This window comes from Pseudocolwellia antarctica, from assembly GCF_049933045.1.
In the GTDB taxonomy this organism is placed as follows: domain Bacteria; phylum Pseudomonadota; class Gammaproteobacteria; order Enterobacterales; family Alteromonadaceae; genus Pseudocolwellia.
The window spans coordinates 444,865-460,036 of the sequence record NZ_CP187926.1; the positions used below are offsets into that span (position 1 = coordinate 444,865).

Genomic DNA, 15,172 nt, shown 5'->3' on the forward strand with positions numbered 1-15,172 from the left:
TTAAAATGGAGTTGTTAAATAACACGCTTGCCGCTCAATATTCTGAACGCGCTTTATCTCGCTGTAAAATTTTAAGTGAAATCAGCGAAATGGACGGTGGAATATTACGTCAATACCTAACCAAAGAACATAAAGCATGTAATCTTACGGTAAGTGATTGGATGACTGAAGCGGGTATGACTACTTGGCAAGACAGTGTTGGCAACCAATGGGGACGTATTGTTTCTGCTAATCCTAATGCTAAACGCCTGATCATAGGTTCGCATTTAGACACTGTGCCTAATGCTGGCGCTTATGACGGTATTTTAGGTGTATTGCTAGCGGTTGAACTTGCAGCGTTAATTACTGAGCAACAAATAGAGCTACCTTTTCATCTCGACGTTGTTGGTTTTTGTGATGAGGAAGGTACACGTTTTGCGACGACCTTAATTGGATCTAAAGCTTTAGCAGGTGAATTCTCTCCTGATTGGTTAGCCCTTACCGATGTTAATGGTGTTTCTATGGAACAAGCCATGACAGAGTTTGGTTTAACACCTAATGATTATTCGTCATCAGCCCTTAAACCTGAAGAGCTAATCGCTTATTGGGAAGCGCATATTGAGCAAGGCCCTGTTCTAGAATCTGTAGATCAAGCACTCGGTGTTGTTACGGCAATCGCTGGAGCTAAACGCGCAATTATTTCGTTTATTGGTCATAGCGGACACGCTGGCACAACACCTATGCATTTGCGTAAAGACTCTCTTGCTGCAGCGGCTGAGTTTATTGTGTCGATAGAGCAATTAGCTAAAAACTCTAAAAATGGTGAAGTAGCAACGGTTGGTCAAATTGAAGCTAAACCAGGAGCAACCAACGTTATTCCAGGTAAAACCTTAATGAGTTTAGATATTAGAGCGCAAAACGCTCCAGACTTAGATGCTTTGCTTAGCGATATTAGAAACTCTGTTGAAAAAATTGTTGAAGAAAGAAACCTAACATTTGATTGGCAGTGGACACATCAAGCAGGAGCGGTGGATTGCGATAACGGTATTCAGCAACTCTTCAAATCTGCTTGTTCTGCTAACTCAGAAGAGTCACCCTTTTTACCTTCAGGTGCTGGTCATGATGCGATGGCAATAGCGAAAGTATGCCCAATTGGAATGTTGTTTTTACGCAGCCCTAAAGGTATTAGTCATCATCCAAGTGAATCTGTGATTGATGAGGATGTAACTAAGGCTTTATCTGTTTTATATACCGCACTTATTAAACAGAGAAATGCAAGTTTGTAATATTTGTTTATAAATTTTTATTTATAATAATATAAGCGTTAACTGATAAAATCGGCAGATTAACACGCAAGTCACTGCCATAACTCTAACGAGCTATGGCAGTGATCTATCTAAAATCCTGCCAAGCTCATAATGAGCTATTCAACTTTCAAAATACATACTTGGAAGTTTGATAGCTCTTAAACTGGAAAGTGAAATGAGCAAAAATAACCTCTGGATCAAGCAGCCTCTAGCTGTTTATACCGCTAACGATGAAAATGCTGATAATGGTATTGTCGTTGATCAAATTACAGGAAAAATTGTTGAACTTGTTGCTAAAGGTACAATGCCTATAAGCGATATTCAGCACGTGTTTGATGCCTCACAGCATGTCCTTATTCCTGGTTTAATAAATACCCATCATCATCTGTATCAAACCTTAACTCGTGCATTACCGCAAGCCATTAACAAAGCCTTGTTTCCTTGGTTAAAAAGCTTATATCCCATTTGGGCTAAATTGATGCCTGAAATGATCACAGCTTCAACAAAGCTAGGATTGGCTGAGCTTATTTTATCGGGTTGTACAACAGTCGCTGATCATCATTATTTGTTTCCTAAAGCTATTGAAGATGCGATAGATTTGCAAGTGCAGGCAGCTAAAAGTATGGGCTGTCGTGTTATGTTAACGCGAGGTTCAATGAGCTTAGGTGAAAAAGATGGTGGCTTACCTCCTCAACAAACTGTGCAAACAGATACGCAAATACTAACCGACTCAGCACGATTAATTAATCTCTACCATGATAAAGAAGAGGGCAGTATGGTGAATATTGCTTTAGCACCTTGCTCACCTTTTTCAGTTACTCAAGACTTAATGATTGAAACCGCTAAACTGGCGAGAAGTCATCAAGTTATGCTGCATACCCATTTAGCAGAAACAGAAGACGAAAATGACTTTTGTTTACAAATGTTTGGAATGCGACCGTTAGACTATTTAGAGTCGGTTGGCTGGTTAGCAAGCGATGTATGGCTGGCTCACGGTATTTATTTTAATAACGAAGAAATAAAACGTTTAGGGCAAGCCCAAGTCGGTATTTGTCATTGCCCATCGTCTAATATGATACTAGCTTCAGGTATTTGCCGTACCAAAGAACTTGAGGCGGCAGGCGTTAAAATTGGTTTAGGGGTTGATGGCTCAGCGTCAAATGATGGATCGAATATGATCCAAGAAGTTAGACAAGCATTAATGATTAACCGCCTGAGATATCCTGCTAACGAAGTAACTCATCTCGATGCACTTTATTGGGCTACAAAAGGTTCAGCTAAGGTTATCGGACGTGATGATATTGGTGAGTTGGCTGTGGGTAAACAAGCGGATTTAGCGCTATTCAAAACAGACGGATTACGTTTTTCAGGTAGCCATGACCCTTTAGCTGCGTTGATATTGTGTGGCGCTCATTCAGCTGATGCTGTGATGTGTAAAGGCAACTGGTTGGTTAAAAATGGTGAGTTATTGAATCAAGACATAATGGCGATTAAGCAACAACATCATACTTTAGCTAGGCAGCTCGTTAACTAAGTAGCTAAGCAAACAGTTAAGTAAATAGCGAGGTAAATAATTAAGTGATTCCTTAAGTTTATCGCTATAAACCCTTAAGTAATTATAGTCCTAAAATACATCTTAAAAGAGTCTAGGAAGTTGTTAAAAGTTACCTGGAATATTATTAAAAACGAGCAGGGAATAAGTAATTAGATACAAGGTTACTTATTTCACTTTTATTATCTTCCTAACTATTACTAGGCTTTCGCTTGTATTTCTATTCTCTTTCTATTGTCTTTCGCTTGCCTTTGTATTCAAAATATCATCTAAGTTATTTAAGTTATCTAAAATATCTATCTCGCTGAATCATAAAGTATGTAGCTTTATAATATTTATAACTAAATTGTTTTTCTTTTCTTTAAATAGTATATTTTATAATGATTTTATGAAATGCAGGTTAACTGGGTCTTATTAGATTTTTTTAGCTATACTCAATAAATAATGTACCTAACATGAAGAAGTAAAAGTATTTTTATGAAATTTTCTATTTTCTTTTTATTTACCTTTTTTATTTTTAATACATCTTATGCAAAAGACTTCAAATTAAGAGTCGTTGATGAGTCAAAAGCTCCTATTGCTAACGTTATCATTAAAGTTCCTTCTGAACTGATTGATGAAGAGTCATTGGCTAAATCGAAACCTGATATAGCGATAATGGATCAGATAAACAGTCAGTTTTCTCCACATGTTTTGTTAATTAATTCAGGTCAGTTTGTTTCATTCCCCAATCGTGATGATATTCGACATCACGTCTATAGTTTTTCGAAAGCTAAACCTTTTAAAATCAAGTTATATAAGAATACACCGTCAGAGCCTATTGAATTTGAGCAAGCGGGTGTGGTTGAGTTAGGTTGTAATATTCATGATCAAATGCTCGGTTATATATACGTAAGCGATAATACATATGCGGTTAAAACTGATCCGCTAGGTGAGGCGCTGGTCTCAACTAAAAACAATAATGCTTTATCAACCATCCAGTTATGGCACCCACAATTATCTACTTCAAGAACTGAACATATTGAAATGCAATTACCTGAGCCTAATGAGAAAGGTGAATATGTATTAACTCTTGGATTGGCTGCAAAAAGTAAAGTTAAAGAAAATAATACCTTTAAGAAAAAATTTGGGAAACGATAAATAGTGGCTGCTTCGTATTCTCTTAAAACGAAAATAATAAGACTAATCGCTAGTCTCGTTATAGTCACGACTATTGCTATTCTTATCTCAATTGGCTTTGCCACCGACAGACATGCTAATACCCAACTTTCTCGAGAACTTGATGTAGGTGAAAGTGTTTTCTTAGATTTTTTACGTAATCGTGAAAGCATGTTAATTAGTGCAGCAACGGTATTAACAGAAGACTTTGGCTTTAAAGAAGCTATAGCTACGAACGACAGCGCGACGATTGTTAGTGTTTTGAATAACCAAAGTGAAAGAATTTCAGCTGATATTATGGCGGTGTTCACACTAACGGGCGAAACAATATCTCAGAGTTCTGGCTTGTCATTTGATGACGGCATTACAGATATGGGAACGGCAATTAATAAAATAATAGCCGATGGTGGGTTAAGTACTATTCAAGAGCTTAACGGTAAGCTTTATCAAACGCTATTTTTAACAGTGGATGCGCCACAGCCCATTGCTATTACCATGATAGGTTTCGAGATTAACCAACCGTTGGTTGAGCGAGTTAGTCACTTAACTAGACTTGATATCACTATCGCTTTTAATGATGATATGGTTAAAAATGTTACCTCACAAAGCGCAGCATTAAAGAATAATACACCTCTATATTTAACCACTCTTAAATATGAAAATTTAGTTACTTTATTAGGGAATTCTGAACTCGATAGCTCAGATAAAGCTGATAATAAAAATACTTATAACGAACGAGAAAACTTTGCCACCAAACGTTTATATTTAACAGATTATCCTGAATTCTCAGGTTATATTTTATTAACTCATGACACAGATATTTTATTTAAAGAGTTTGATGCGCTGCTTGATGAAGTTATCGTGATCTCTATTGTTGCCGTGTTATTAACCTTATTAATGGGCACTATTTTCTCAAGAAACTTAACGCAGCCACTTGAAAAACTTTCAATTGTTGCCAAGAAAATTGCAGGTGGAGATTATTTAACACGCATTAGCTTGGATGACGGTTCTTTTGAAATACGTAATCTATCATCTGTGTTTACACACATGCAGCACGATATATCAGAACGTGAAGAAAAAATAAAATACAGTGCCTTACACGACCAACTGACGGGCTTATACAATCGAAATAAAATTCTTTCAGTATTAGAAGAAACTCTTACCGAAGCTAAAGAATCTCAGTTATTAGCTATTCAAATTAATAATTTTAGAGAAGTTAATGAAACCTTTGGTTTTCAAGTAGGTGATAACTGCATACTGCAATTAGCTAAATACATAGAAGAAAAGGGCGGCTACGCTGCTCGATTTTCTGGCGGAGAAGTTATTTGGTTGCCACCTGAACCGCTTGATGAACAAGCATTAAGTAAGCTCCAGTCTGACTTTGAAAAACGAGTACTTTGCTCGCAATTAAAAATTAGGATTAAACTCGTTATTGGTTGTGTGAACAATCCTCAAACATTAGAAAAAGAAGCTGAAGATATTTTACGTAGTTTAAGTATCGCGGTTAGTCATGCACGCCTGTCTAGCAACTTCATTCAAGCCTATCATCAAGAACAAGAAACGGTGTACCTGCAACGTTTAGAGATCCTTCATGCACTCTTAAATGTTTTAGAAGATAAAAATAATCAAGAGCTTGCTATGTTCTATCAACCTAAGTTGTTATTAAAAACAAATAAGGTTGAGAAGATGGAAGCATTAATCCGTTGGAATAGTCCAAAATTAGGATTCATATCTCCTGAATTATTTATTCCTATTGCTGAACGAGCAGGCATTATAAAAGAGTTGAGTCATTGGGTTATACATCGAGTGATTAGTGACTTAGCTTCTTGGCAGAGAAATGATGTGCAAGTGGCGATTAACCTTTCAGCCCAAGATATTATGTCAGAAGAGATTTTTGACGTTATTTTGTCAAACTTAGAACTCTACGGGTTATCTCCTTATCACCTTTCTTTTGAAATTACTGAAAGTGATATTATGGATGATCCTGAAAAAGCGATCATCCAGCTGAATAAATTCAGAGAATATGGTTTTATCTTATCAATTGATGACTTTGGCACTGGGCATTCATCTTTAACTTACATTAAAGATTTCCCTGTAGCTGAATTGAAAATTGATAAAAGCTTTATTCTAAAACTTGATGAAAATTTAGATGATCAAATTATCGTTAAAAGCATTATATCGTTAGCTCAAAGTTTTAATTTATATGTTATTGCTGAAGGCGTAGAAAACGAATCAACCTTAAACATGCTTAACGAAATGAACTGTCAATATATTCAAGGTTATTTTATTAGCCGACCTATGCCATCACAAGACGTTAATACATGGCTAACAACATTCCATCAAGAAAATGTAATACATAATGCTTAAAAAACACAATCATTTGCTTTACCTTATCTGCTTAATGGTTTCATCAATAGCAACACCAGCGCTGGCAGGCAGCGGAAAGTTATTAGCCACATCTGGCATTACGCAAATAGAAGGTTCTGGCGGTGGCGGAATTGTGCCTTGGGCGACTATTGCTGGCTATGGTTCAAAAGATGAGATTTCAGCTTCCGCTTTTTATACGCAAGTAACCTTAGATGATTATCGGTTAAATGTTTTGGGAGCAAATGTCGGTTTTTATGATCGAGTTGAACTTAGCATTGCAAAACAGAGGTTTGATTTAACGACTTTAGGTGGTGATATTGAACAAACCATTTATGGTGCAAAAGTACGAGTGTATGGCGATGTTATCTATTCTAAGTGGCCTCAAATTAGTTTAGGTATGCATCATAAAAGATTAAGCGATAGAGCGATTGCAAACGCCTTAGGCGCAAAAGATTCTAGTTCAGGTACCGATTATTATATAGCCGCAACCAAGGTTAACTTAGGCTTAGCATATGGCTATAACGTGGTGTGGAACCTTACAGGGCGTTTATCTAAGGGTAACGAATTAGGTCTATTAGGTTTTGGTTCTAGCACGGAAGAAAATTACCAATTTTTGCTTGAAGGATCTGTAGGTATACTCTTATCTAGAAACTGGGTTGCAGGTATCGAATACAGAGAAAAGCCAGACAACTTAGGTTTAAAAGAAGATGATTGGTTTGATGCTTTTGTCGGTTATATTCCTAATAAACATTTCAGCTTAACATTAGCTTGGGCGAAATTAGGCACGATCGCAGGAGCTAAAGATCAAGACGGACTTTTCTTAACGATGACGGGGAAATTATGGTAATTATGTTAAAATCAATATGTCTTATCGCTTTACTGGTTATTTCTGGTTGTGCAGCAAAACAAGCGTCTTTATATGAAACCATTGGTGGACAGCCGAAAATAGACTTGATTGTTGATAACTTTATTGAAGAAATTCAATACAACGAATCAATCTTTCCTTATTTTGCTAACGCTAATGTTGATAGATTCAGAGAGAAAATAACTGAACACTTATGTTTGGTACTTGAAGGTCCTTGTGAATACACAGGGGATTCAATGTTGTTAGTTCATAAAGGCATGAACATTAATGAAACCGACTTTAATACCACGGTTGATCTCTTAATTAATGCGATGAATAAATCTAACGTAACTCATCCACACCAAAACAAAATATTGAATCATTTAGCCAAGCTAAGAGAAGATATTATTTATCTTTAACTTTGCTCGGTTTTACTTTGTCGCTTTAATAGGTTTTAGCTTTAATAAGCTTTAACTTAAACACATCAAAAGAGTGTTGTTAATCAAACAAAAAAAGCCGCAGCTTGTATTAAAAATACACGTTGCGGCTTTTTAATATTCTTCTCTAGCAGCTATTTTTACTTGCTTCATCGTTAAATTTATTTGCAATAGGATAGCTATTGACGCGAAATTTTCCTTGAAGAAAGAAAAACTACAAACTAGAGTATGAGTTAAATTTTATTAGTCATAACTTCAATGAATTAAAAACATACTAAACCGAGTTCAGGTTAAATAACGTTAAAAGTAGTTAAGTCTAACTAAAAGTGCCATTTAACCATTAAGTTAGGGTTCTTCTCTGTTTGACCGTCAACACCAAACTTGTTTTTCCAATATACGTACTCAATACCTACATCAAGACGACCACTTTCCATACCTAACATTGGACCAATGTTGTATTTCAATTGAGAAGTAAAGTTGAAACCTCCTTCACTCTCACCAAACATAGTGTCAGCGCTATCTACAATATCTAAGAAACCATCATAACGAAGGTTGCCTTCATCTATACGCCAAGTAACTTGTAATTGGTTGTTATCTTCACGTTCAATTCCAATTTCATCTTGATTACGACGGTAATAACCCACATTAAAAAACTTGAAGCCAGGTACTGCTAGCGATACACCTACACCATATAGAAAGTTATTTTGGTTAGTGTCTCCAGAGCCGTATTCAATCTGTAGCCCTAAATACACTTCTTTTACGAAACCATCCATTTTATATAAAGTTGGATTAATATTAATTTCACCATAAACTTCATCAGGGTTAGATAAGCGATCCAAGAAGAAGAAAGTTGAGCCCCAAGTGTGACCAGAAGCATGTTCTATAGTTACAACATCCCTATCATCTTCAGTGCCAGCAAATGGATTAAGGTAATCGCTCCCTGTCATTGCTGTAACACTGTAATCAGACCAAATTTGTTTAGCTGATACATTTATTGAGCATAAAGCGATTGTTGGTATTAAAGCTAAACTAGCAAGTGTTTTAAGTTTCATGTTGTTTTCCCTTTAAAGTTAAAATTATTATTTTTTATGCGATGCTAGTTGTAGTATCAGCACTCGCTTTATCATTTTTATTTGTTGTTTTTGTTTCTACGTTTATTTCTGCGGCAGGCACTTTTGTTGAAGCTGCTTTATCTTTACTGTCTGCAGTTGCTGAATAGTTATCAGGCAGTATGAGTGTCATCACAATCGCAGTTAAACCTGAAACGGTAACCGCACTACCAAATACAGCCGCAACTAATTTAGGTGCATTGGTAAATAGGGCAGGAACAAAGCTAACACCTAGCCCCATTCCGAAGCTCACTGCTATAATCAATAAGTTTCTACGGTTCATTTCTTCTCCTGCTAATATTTTTATACCCGCTGCTGCAACTGTTCCAAACATTACTAACGTTGCACCACCCAGTACAGGTTTAGGTATGTTTTGTAAGATTGTACCAACCACTGGAAATAAGCCTAAAATTAATAAAATAGCTCCAATCCAGATACCAATATGACGACTTGCCACACCTGTTAATTGAATTACACCGTTGTTTTGGCTGAAAGTTGTATTAGGAAATGTATTAAACATAGCTGCTATTATTGAATTTACACCATCACCTAAAATACCGCCGCGTATGCGTTTTAAGTAACTAGGACCTGAAACAGGTAATTTTGAAACAGAACAGTTAGCAGTAATGTCGCCAGTCGATTCAATGGCTGTGATCAAATATAAAAAACCAAAAGCAATCAAAGCACCTAAATCAACATTAAAACCATATTTGAAAGGGATAGGCATAGCGATAAGGTCATATTCACCAAGCTTAAAGCTCGCTATTCCTAAAATAAGCGCCAATATCCAACCAATAGTCATGGCTACCACAACAGCCGTTAAACGTATCCATTGGTTTCTACTCGCATTAAGAAATACAACTAAAGCCACTACAGTAAAACCCACAATAAGATTTTTTGCTGAAGCAAAATTTTCAGGCTTGTTATCAAGTAACCACTGACCACCACCTATGTCTGTCATACCCACTTTAATCAGGTAAATACCAATAGTTGTGATCACCACACCTGTTACCGCTGGCTTGATTACCTTGCCCAACTTATCAACAAAAAAGCTGATAAAAACTTCTACAAAAGCCGCAAGAAAACACACGGCAAATATAGTAGCGAGTACTTCATCGATTGAACCACCCGTTGCTTTTACGGCAAAGCCCGTCGCTAATATTGTGCCTAAAAAAGCAAAACTAGTGCCTTGAACACAAATTAAGCCTGAACCAACAGGACCAATACGACGAGCTTGGATCATAGTGCCCACGCCCGAAACAACCAACGCCATACTGATTAGGTAAGGTATTTCTGCACCTAAGCCTAATACACCACCAATAATTAACGTTGGAGTAATAATCCCTACAAAACTTGCAAGCACATGCTGTAAACCTGCAAAAAATGATTCAACGGCACCTGGTTTATCATCTACAGCATAAATGATGTCATCTGACGAACTGGTTTGATTTGACATAACTAAACTCTCTTTTTTGTTCAAAAATAGTGAGAAATCAATAATGGTTTCTCATGGCTAATTTACTAAAAGTGACTATTTCAACTTGCCTTCAACGCCTTCTACATAAAAGCTCATTCTTAATAAGGTTTTGTCATCCATCACTTCACCTGCAGCTAATATTTCTTTACCTGCTTGGTCTTTTATTGGACCCGTAAATGGGTGCAGATCACCTTTAGATATTTTGTTTGTTAGCTCTGTAATTTCAGCAACTACACTTGCAGGAATAGCTTTGTTTAAAGGTGATAACGTTGTCATGCCTGAGCTAATACCTTGCCAAACATCTTCCGATTTCCATGTATCGTCTAATACTTGTTGAACACGTTTAGCGTAGAACTCATGCCAGTTGTGCACTGCAGCGGTTAAATGAGCTTTAGGACCATACGCACTCATGTCTGAGTGATAACCTATCGCGTAAATACCTGCAGCTTCAGCCGCTTGTAATGGTGCTGGTGAATCTGTGTGTTGCGTAATAATGTCAGCGCCTTGGTCAATTAAACTGTCAGCCGCTTCACGTTCTTTACCAGGATCAAACCAGCTGTTTACCCAAACCACTTTTACTGTTGCATCAGGCTTTACTGAACGAAGTCCTAAGGTAAAAGCATTGATACCGCGCAATACTTCAGGAATTGGAAACGCAGCGATATAACCTACGGTGTCAACTTTTGTCATGTGCCCAGCAATAACACCTGTTAAATAGCGAGCTTCATAAATACGGTCAAAGTAAGTACCTACATTTTTCGAACGTTTGTAACCTGTAGAATGTTCAAACTTAACTTTAGGAAAGCGTTTAGCAACTTTTAGCGTTGGGTTCATATAACCAAAAGACGTGGTAAATATTAGGTCGTGTCCACTTTTGGCTAGTTGGGTAATAACTCTTTCAGAGTCAGCACCTTCAGCAACACTTTCTACAAAGGTTGTACTAATTTTGTCGCCAAATTTTTCCTCAATAAACTTTCTGGCTTCGTCATGGGTATACGTCCAACCAGCTTCACCCGTAGGCGATACGTAGACAAAACCCACTTTCAAAGTATCTTTTGCATAACTAAGTGCTGAAACACTAAGCATTAAGGCGATACCTGCTGTTTTTAATATTCGTTTCATGTGTAAACTCCAGTTTTGGTTTTATTTGTCTTTATGCCTTTTGATACGCCGTTGTATTAAAAGAAATTAAGGATTTTTTTATCTAACGGAGCGATCCGTCAGAGTTAAAATTAACGTTATTAAATCTTTGTGAGTTGCCATGCTTTTAATGTCCTTTGTGCCAAGGTTTACCCAGTGACATAGGTTCGAAAAGCTTTAATCTTTCTTTGTCTTTACTCAGCATCACTAATACGAATAGCGTGGCTAAATAAGGCATCATGCCAAGCAAGTTAGAATCGATTGATAGCCCTAAACCTTGAGCAACCAAATGCATAATGCTGGCAAAACCAAAGAGGTAAGCACCAAGAATTACGCGCTCTACACGCCAACTCGCAAATACCACAAGAGCTAAAGCAATCCAGCCTCTACCTGCGGTCATGTTTTCTGTCCAAAGTGGTGTGTAAGCAAGAGAAAGATAAGCACCTGCAATACCAGCCATTGCACCACCAAACATCACAGCCATGTAACGAATACGCATTACAGGTAAACCTAAATTACTGCCAGCATCTGGGTTTTCACCTACTGCTCTAACAGCTAAACCACCACGGTGATATTTGAAAAACAGATAAACACCGATCACTAATACCCAACTCAAATACACGATGGCGTCTTGCGCGAATAAAGGCTTACCGATTAATGGAATGTCTTGTAAAACGCCTAAGGATAAAGTAGGTAAAGCTTCAACTGTTTTACCTTCATAATCTGCACCTAAAAATGCAGATAAGCCTGTACCAAATATGGTTAATGCAAGTCCTGCTGCTACTTGGCTAGCATTTAAGTTAAGGGTGATAAAACCAAAGACTAAAGAAATGAGTACGCCCGTTAATGCAGCTGCAGCAAAGCCAATAAATAAGCTGTCGCAGTGATACATAGCAATAAAACCAGCTACAGCGCCCAGCAACATCATCCCTTCTTGGCCTAAGTTAAGTACGCCACTCTTTTCACAAACCATTTCTCCAAGTGCCACTAAAAGCAAAGGCGTACCCGTACGGATGGTGGCGTATAAAATATTGGTGATTAGATCAATATCCATTATTTTTGCTCCTGTGTTTGCGCACTTTGATTTGCTGGATTGGCTTGAAGAGATTTGATAAAGCTTTTTGGTAATGAAAAACGTAAGCGGTAACGGATCAACACGTCGCAAGATAATAAAAAGAACAACATTAAACCTTGGAAGATACCTGTAATGGCGTTAGGAAGGCCTATTTCTATTTGAGCCATTTCGCCACCCATATAAAGTAAACCCATCAGCAAACCCGCAAAGGTTAATCCTAAAGGATGTAATCGACCTAAAAAGGCAACAATAATGGCGGCGTAGCCAAAACCAGGTGAAATATGAGGAACCAACTGACCTATCGGCCCAGCTACTTCACTAGCACCAGCTAAGCCTGCCAAAGCACCACAGACCAAGAAGACCATAAGGGTTAATTTATGTTGTTTGTAACCCGCCATCTTGGCTGCAGGTTTGTCTAAACCTAATACTTGAATTTGAAAGCCGGTAAAGGTTTTGCTGATAAATATCCAACTGGCTACCAAAGCAATCAAGGTAAATACCAAGCCTAAATGTAAGCGGGTATCTTCAAACAAAATAGGCAGTAGGGTGCTGTCGCCGAATAAAGCACTTTCAGGAAAGTTATAGCCATCAGGATCTTTCAAAGGTCCATGTACCGCCCATAACAGAATGTTTAACGCGATATAGTTCATCATGATGGTGACTAAAATTTCGTTAGTGTTTAAACGTAACTTCATAAACGCCGCAATACTTGCCCACATCATGCCGCCAATCATTCCTGCTATTAGTGTTAAAGGCATTGCCCAAAAGCTTGTTGAATCAACAAAAAGTACAGCAACGGCTGAAGCACAAACGCCACCCATTAATAACTGACCTTCAGCGCCTATATTCCAAACGCCTGCGCGATAGCAAAGGGCTAAACCATAAGCACATAACAAAATAGGGATTGTTTTAACAAGTAACTCTGTAATGCCGTACCAATCAGAAACAGGAGCGACGAAAAATATATACAGCGCATGAATAGGATCTTGGTCTAATGCTGAAAAAAGAAAGAACCCAGTAATTAAGGTAAGCATTACCGCTAATAAAGGTGACAAGTAGCTCCATAAATTTGAGCTTTGTGGTCGCGCTTCTAAACGAATTATCATGCGGCTTCTCCATTGTTAGCTTTATGATCAAAGTCGCCCGACATCCATCTACCTAACTGAGACAGGGGTAAATCATCTGTAGCAATTAACGGTGATAACTTTCCGTCACAAATAGCGCCTAAACGATCACTGATTTTGTAAAGTTCATCTAAGTCTTCAGAAATAATAAGCACAGCACAGCCTTTATCACGTAATTGTAAAATGGCTTGATGAATAGCAACTTGAGCGCCTATATCAACCCCCCAAGTAGGATGCGACATAAGTAAGAAAGAAGGGGACTGTTCGATTTCTCGACCAACAATGAATTTTTGTAAATTACCGCCAGAAAGGCTATTTGCGTGGGAATGATTACCAGGGGTTTTAACTTTATATTTTGAAATGATTTTGTTAGCTAAATCTTTTATTTTTGCTTTATTTAAGAAACCTTTATTAACGAGGCCTTCGTCATAACTTGTGAGTAGAGCATTTTGGCATAAGTCCATTTCGGGAACGGCTCCTCGACCTAAACGATCTTCTGGAACAAATGCTAAACCTAAGCGTCGACGAAAGAGGGGAGATAAGTGGTCGACTATTTGATTGGCAAATTGTATGGCACTTGAATGCTTTTGAGGTTCTTCTCCTGATAATGCTTTGAGTAACTCTTCTTGACCATTTCCTGCTACACCTGCTATTCCGACTATTTCACCTTTGTGAACGTTAAAACTAATGTTTTTTAATGAAACATCGAAATGACCTTGGGGGGATGTGCAGAGATTATTTACATTGAGGAAGTTTTCGGAGCCTTTAGCCCGTCGGGTTTCATTACTTATGGATATGTCATCACCAACCATCATACGAGCAATGGAGGCTGGCGTTTCCTTTTTAGGATTGCAATGCCCACTTACTTTGCCATTTCGTAATATTGTTGCGGTATCACATAATGCAGTGACTTCATGTAACTTATGGCTAATAAATAATACGGAGCAACCTTCTTTCTTTAATTTGAACAGGGTTTTAAATAATGCGTCTACTTCTTGTGGTGTTAAAACCGATGTCGGTTCGTCTAATATTAATAACTGAATATCGAGTAATAAACACCGCACTATTTCAACACGCTGGCGTTCGCCTGTAGATAGTGTTGAAATACGTCTTTGTGGATCTAATGGCATATCGTAACGTTTTGAGGTTTCTTCAATTCTACGAGATAAACTGTGGGAATCTCCCGCTTGATCACCTAAGGCTAATGCGATATTTTCGGCTATAGTTAAGGTCTCAAATAGTGAAAAGTGTTGAAAAACCATACCTATACCTAAAGCTCGTGCATTCACTGGCGCATTAATGATGGTTAGCTTTCCATTCCAGAACATGTCACCTCGGTCAGGTTTTACTACGCCATAGAGAATTTTCATCAATGTACTTTTGCCAGCGCCATTTTCACCTAATAAAGCATGAATTTCGCCGTGCTTTATCTCTAAGTTGACATTGTTACTAGCCTTGCAATCTGGGTATTCCTTGGTTATACCTTTCATTATAAGTCTATTCGTATTTGTCATTATTGAGCCTTAGTAGCGAATGTTCTTTAATAAGTTAATAAATTAACTTATTATTGACCGATCGGTCAGTGTTGGTATGGTGTATGCAA

The 15,172-nt window shown here is 37.6% G+C and carries 12 protein-coding genes; 6 read left to right on the forward strand and 6 right to left on the reverse strand.

Annotated elements, in window-relative coordinates; all coding sequences use genetic code 11:
• Positions 1-5 precede the first annotated feature (5 nt).
• From ACPUVN_RS01920 to ACPUVN_RS01945, 6 genes are all read left to right on the forward strand, one after another.
• Positions 6-1,265 (forward strand): allantoate amidohydrolase, encoded by a 1,260-nt coding sequence (locus ACPUVN_RS01920; RefSeq protein WP_426358260.1) that lies wholly within the window; start codon positions 6-8, stop codon positions 1,263-1,265.
• A 196-nt stretch (positions 1,266-1,461) separates the two neighbouring features.
• A complete protein-coding gene (locus tag ACPUVN_RS01925; RefSeq protein ID WP_426369849.1) occupies positions 1,462-2,820 on the forward strand; it encodes an 8-oxoguanine deaminase in 1,359 nt (452 codons plus the stop codon).
• 495 nt (positions 2,821-3,315) lie between these two features.
• A complete protein-coding gene (locus tag ACPUVN_RS01930) occupies positions 3,316-3,978 on the forward strand; it encodes a methylamine utilization protein (RefSeq protein ID WP_426358258.1) in 663 nt (220 codons plus the stop codon).
• A gap of 3 nt (positions 3,979-3,981) precedes the next feature.
• Positions 3,982-6,363, forward strand: a complete 2,382-nt coding sequence (locus ACPUVN_RS01935) for an EAL domain-containing protein (RefSeq protein WP_426369850.1) — start codon at positions 3,982-3,984, stop codon at positions 6,361-6,363.
• Positions 6,356-7,210 carry a DUF3034 family protein gene (locus ACPUVN_RS01940; RefSeq protein WP_426358256.1) on the forward strand — a complete coding sequence of 285 codons (855 nt, stop codon included), beginning with the start codon at positions 6,356-6,358 and terminating at the stop codon, positions 7,208-7,210. The genes ACPUVN_RS01935 and ACPUVN_RS01940 overlap by 8 nt, the downstream gene beginning before the upstream one ends.
• A gap of 2 nt (positions 7,211-7,212) precedes the next feature.
• The gene (locus tag ACPUVN_RS01945) at positions 7,213-7,626 is read left to right on the forward strand and encodes a group I truncated hemoglobin (RefSeq protein ID WP_426358255.1); all 414 of its coding nucleotides are present in this window, start codon (positions 7,213-7,215) and stop codon (positions 7,624-7,626) included.
• Positions 7,627-7,964: 338 nt separating this feature from the next.
• Here ACPUVN_RS01945 and ACPUVN_RS01950 read toward each other — a convergent pair whose 3' ends face one another.
• The 6 genes from ACPUVN_RS01950 to ACPUVN_RS01975 form a co-directional block, all read right to left on the reverse strand.
• Positions 7,965-8,696: a DUF5020 family protein gene (locus ACPUVN_RS01950; RefSeq protein WP_426358254.1), complete on the reverse strand. Its 732-nt coding sequence runs from the start codon at positions 8,694-8,696 to the stop codon at positions 7,965-7,967.
• Between the two features lie 34 nt (positions 8,697-8,730).
• On the reverse strand, positions 8,731-10,209 hold the full coding sequence (locus ACPUVN_RS01955) for a uracil-xanthine permease family protein (RefSeq protein ID WP_426358253.1): 1,479 nt from the start codon (positions 10,207-10,209) through the stop codon (positions 8,731-8,733).
• Positions 10,210-10,284: 75 nt separating this feature from the next.
• A complete protein-coding gene (locus ACPUVN_RS01960; RefSeq protein ID WP_426358252.1) occupies positions 10,285-11,352 on the reverse strand; it encodes a BMP family ABC transporter substrate-binding protein in 1,068 nt (355 codons plus the stop codon).
• A gap of 145 nt (positions 11,353-11,497) precedes the next feature.
• Positions 11,498-12,424: an ABC transporter permease gene (locus ACPUVN_RS01965; RefSeq protein WP_426358251.1), complete on the reverse strand. Its 927-nt coding sequence runs from the start codon at positions 12,422-12,424 to the stop codon at positions 11,498-11,500.
• Positions 12,424-13,551: an ABC transporter permease gene (locus ACPUVN_RS01970; protein WP_426358250.1), complete on the reverse strand. Its 1,128-nt coding sequence runs from the start codon at positions 13,549-13,551 to the stop codon at positions 12,424-12,426. The genes ACPUVN_RS01965 and ACPUVN_RS01970 overlap by 1 nt, the downstream gene beginning before the upstream one ends.
• The gene (locus ACPUVN_RS01975) at positions 13,548-15,083 is read right to left on the reverse strand and encodes an ABC transporter ATP-binding protein (RefSeq protein WP_426358249.1); all 1,536 of its coding nucleotides are present in this window, start codon (positions 15,081-15,083) and stop codon (positions 13,548-13,550) included. Before ACPUVN_RS01975 ends, ACPUVN_RS01970 begins: the two co-directional genes overlap by 4 nt.
• Between the last annotated feature and the right edge of the window lie 89 nt (positions 15,084-15,172).

What these genes read in the sequence shown, in the direction of transcription:
- ACPUVN_RS01960 (WP_426358252.1), bottom strand. Translation starts at nt 11,352, where the DNA reads ATGAAACGAATATTAAAAACAGCAGGTATCGCCTTAATGCTTAGTGTT.
- ACPUVN_RS01950 (WP_426358254.1), bottom strand. Translation starts at nt 8,696, where the DNA reads ATGAAACTTAAAACACTTGCTAGTTTAGCTTTAATACCAACAATCGCT.
- ACPUVN_RS01930 (WP_426358258.1), top strand. Translation starts at nt 3,316, where the DNA reads ATGAAATTTTCTATTTTCTTTTTATTTACCTTTTTTATTTTTAATACA.
- ACPUVN_RS01920 (WP_426358260.1), top strand. Translation starts at nt 6, where the DNA reads ATGGAGTTGTTAAATAACACGCTTGCCGCTCAATATTCTGAACGCGCT.
- ACPUVN_RS01955 (WP_426358253.1), bottom strand. Translation starts at nt 10,209, where the DNA reads ATGTCAAATCAAACCAGTTCGTCAGATGACATCATTTATGCTGTAGAT.
- ACPUVN_RS01925 (WP_426369849.1), top strand. Translation starts at nt 1,462, where the DNA reads ATGAGCAAAAATAACCTCTGGATCAAGCAGCCTCTAGCTGTTTATACC.
- ACPUVN_RS01970 (WP_426358250.1), bottom strand. Translation starts at nt 13,551, where the DNA reads ATGATAATTCGTTTAGAAGCGCGACCACAAAGCTCAAATTTATGGAGC.
- ACPUVN_RS01975 (WP_426358249.1), bottom strand. Translation starts at nt 15,083, where the DNA reads ATGACAAATACGAATAGACTTATAATGAAAGGTATAACCAAGGAATAC.
- ACPUVN_RS01945 (WP_426358255.1), top strand. Translation starts at nt 7,213, where the DNA reads ATGTTAAAATCAATATGTCTTATCGCTTTACTGGTTATTTCTGGTTGT.
- ACPUVN_RS01965 (WP_426358251.1), bottom strand. Translation starts at nt 12,424, where the DNA reads ATGGATATTGATCTAATCACCAATATTTTATACGCCACCATCCGTACG.
- ACPUVN_RS01940 (WP_426358256.1), top strand. Translation starts at nt 6,356, where the DNA reads ATGCTTAAAAAACACAATCATTTGCTTTACCTTATCTGCTTAATGGTT.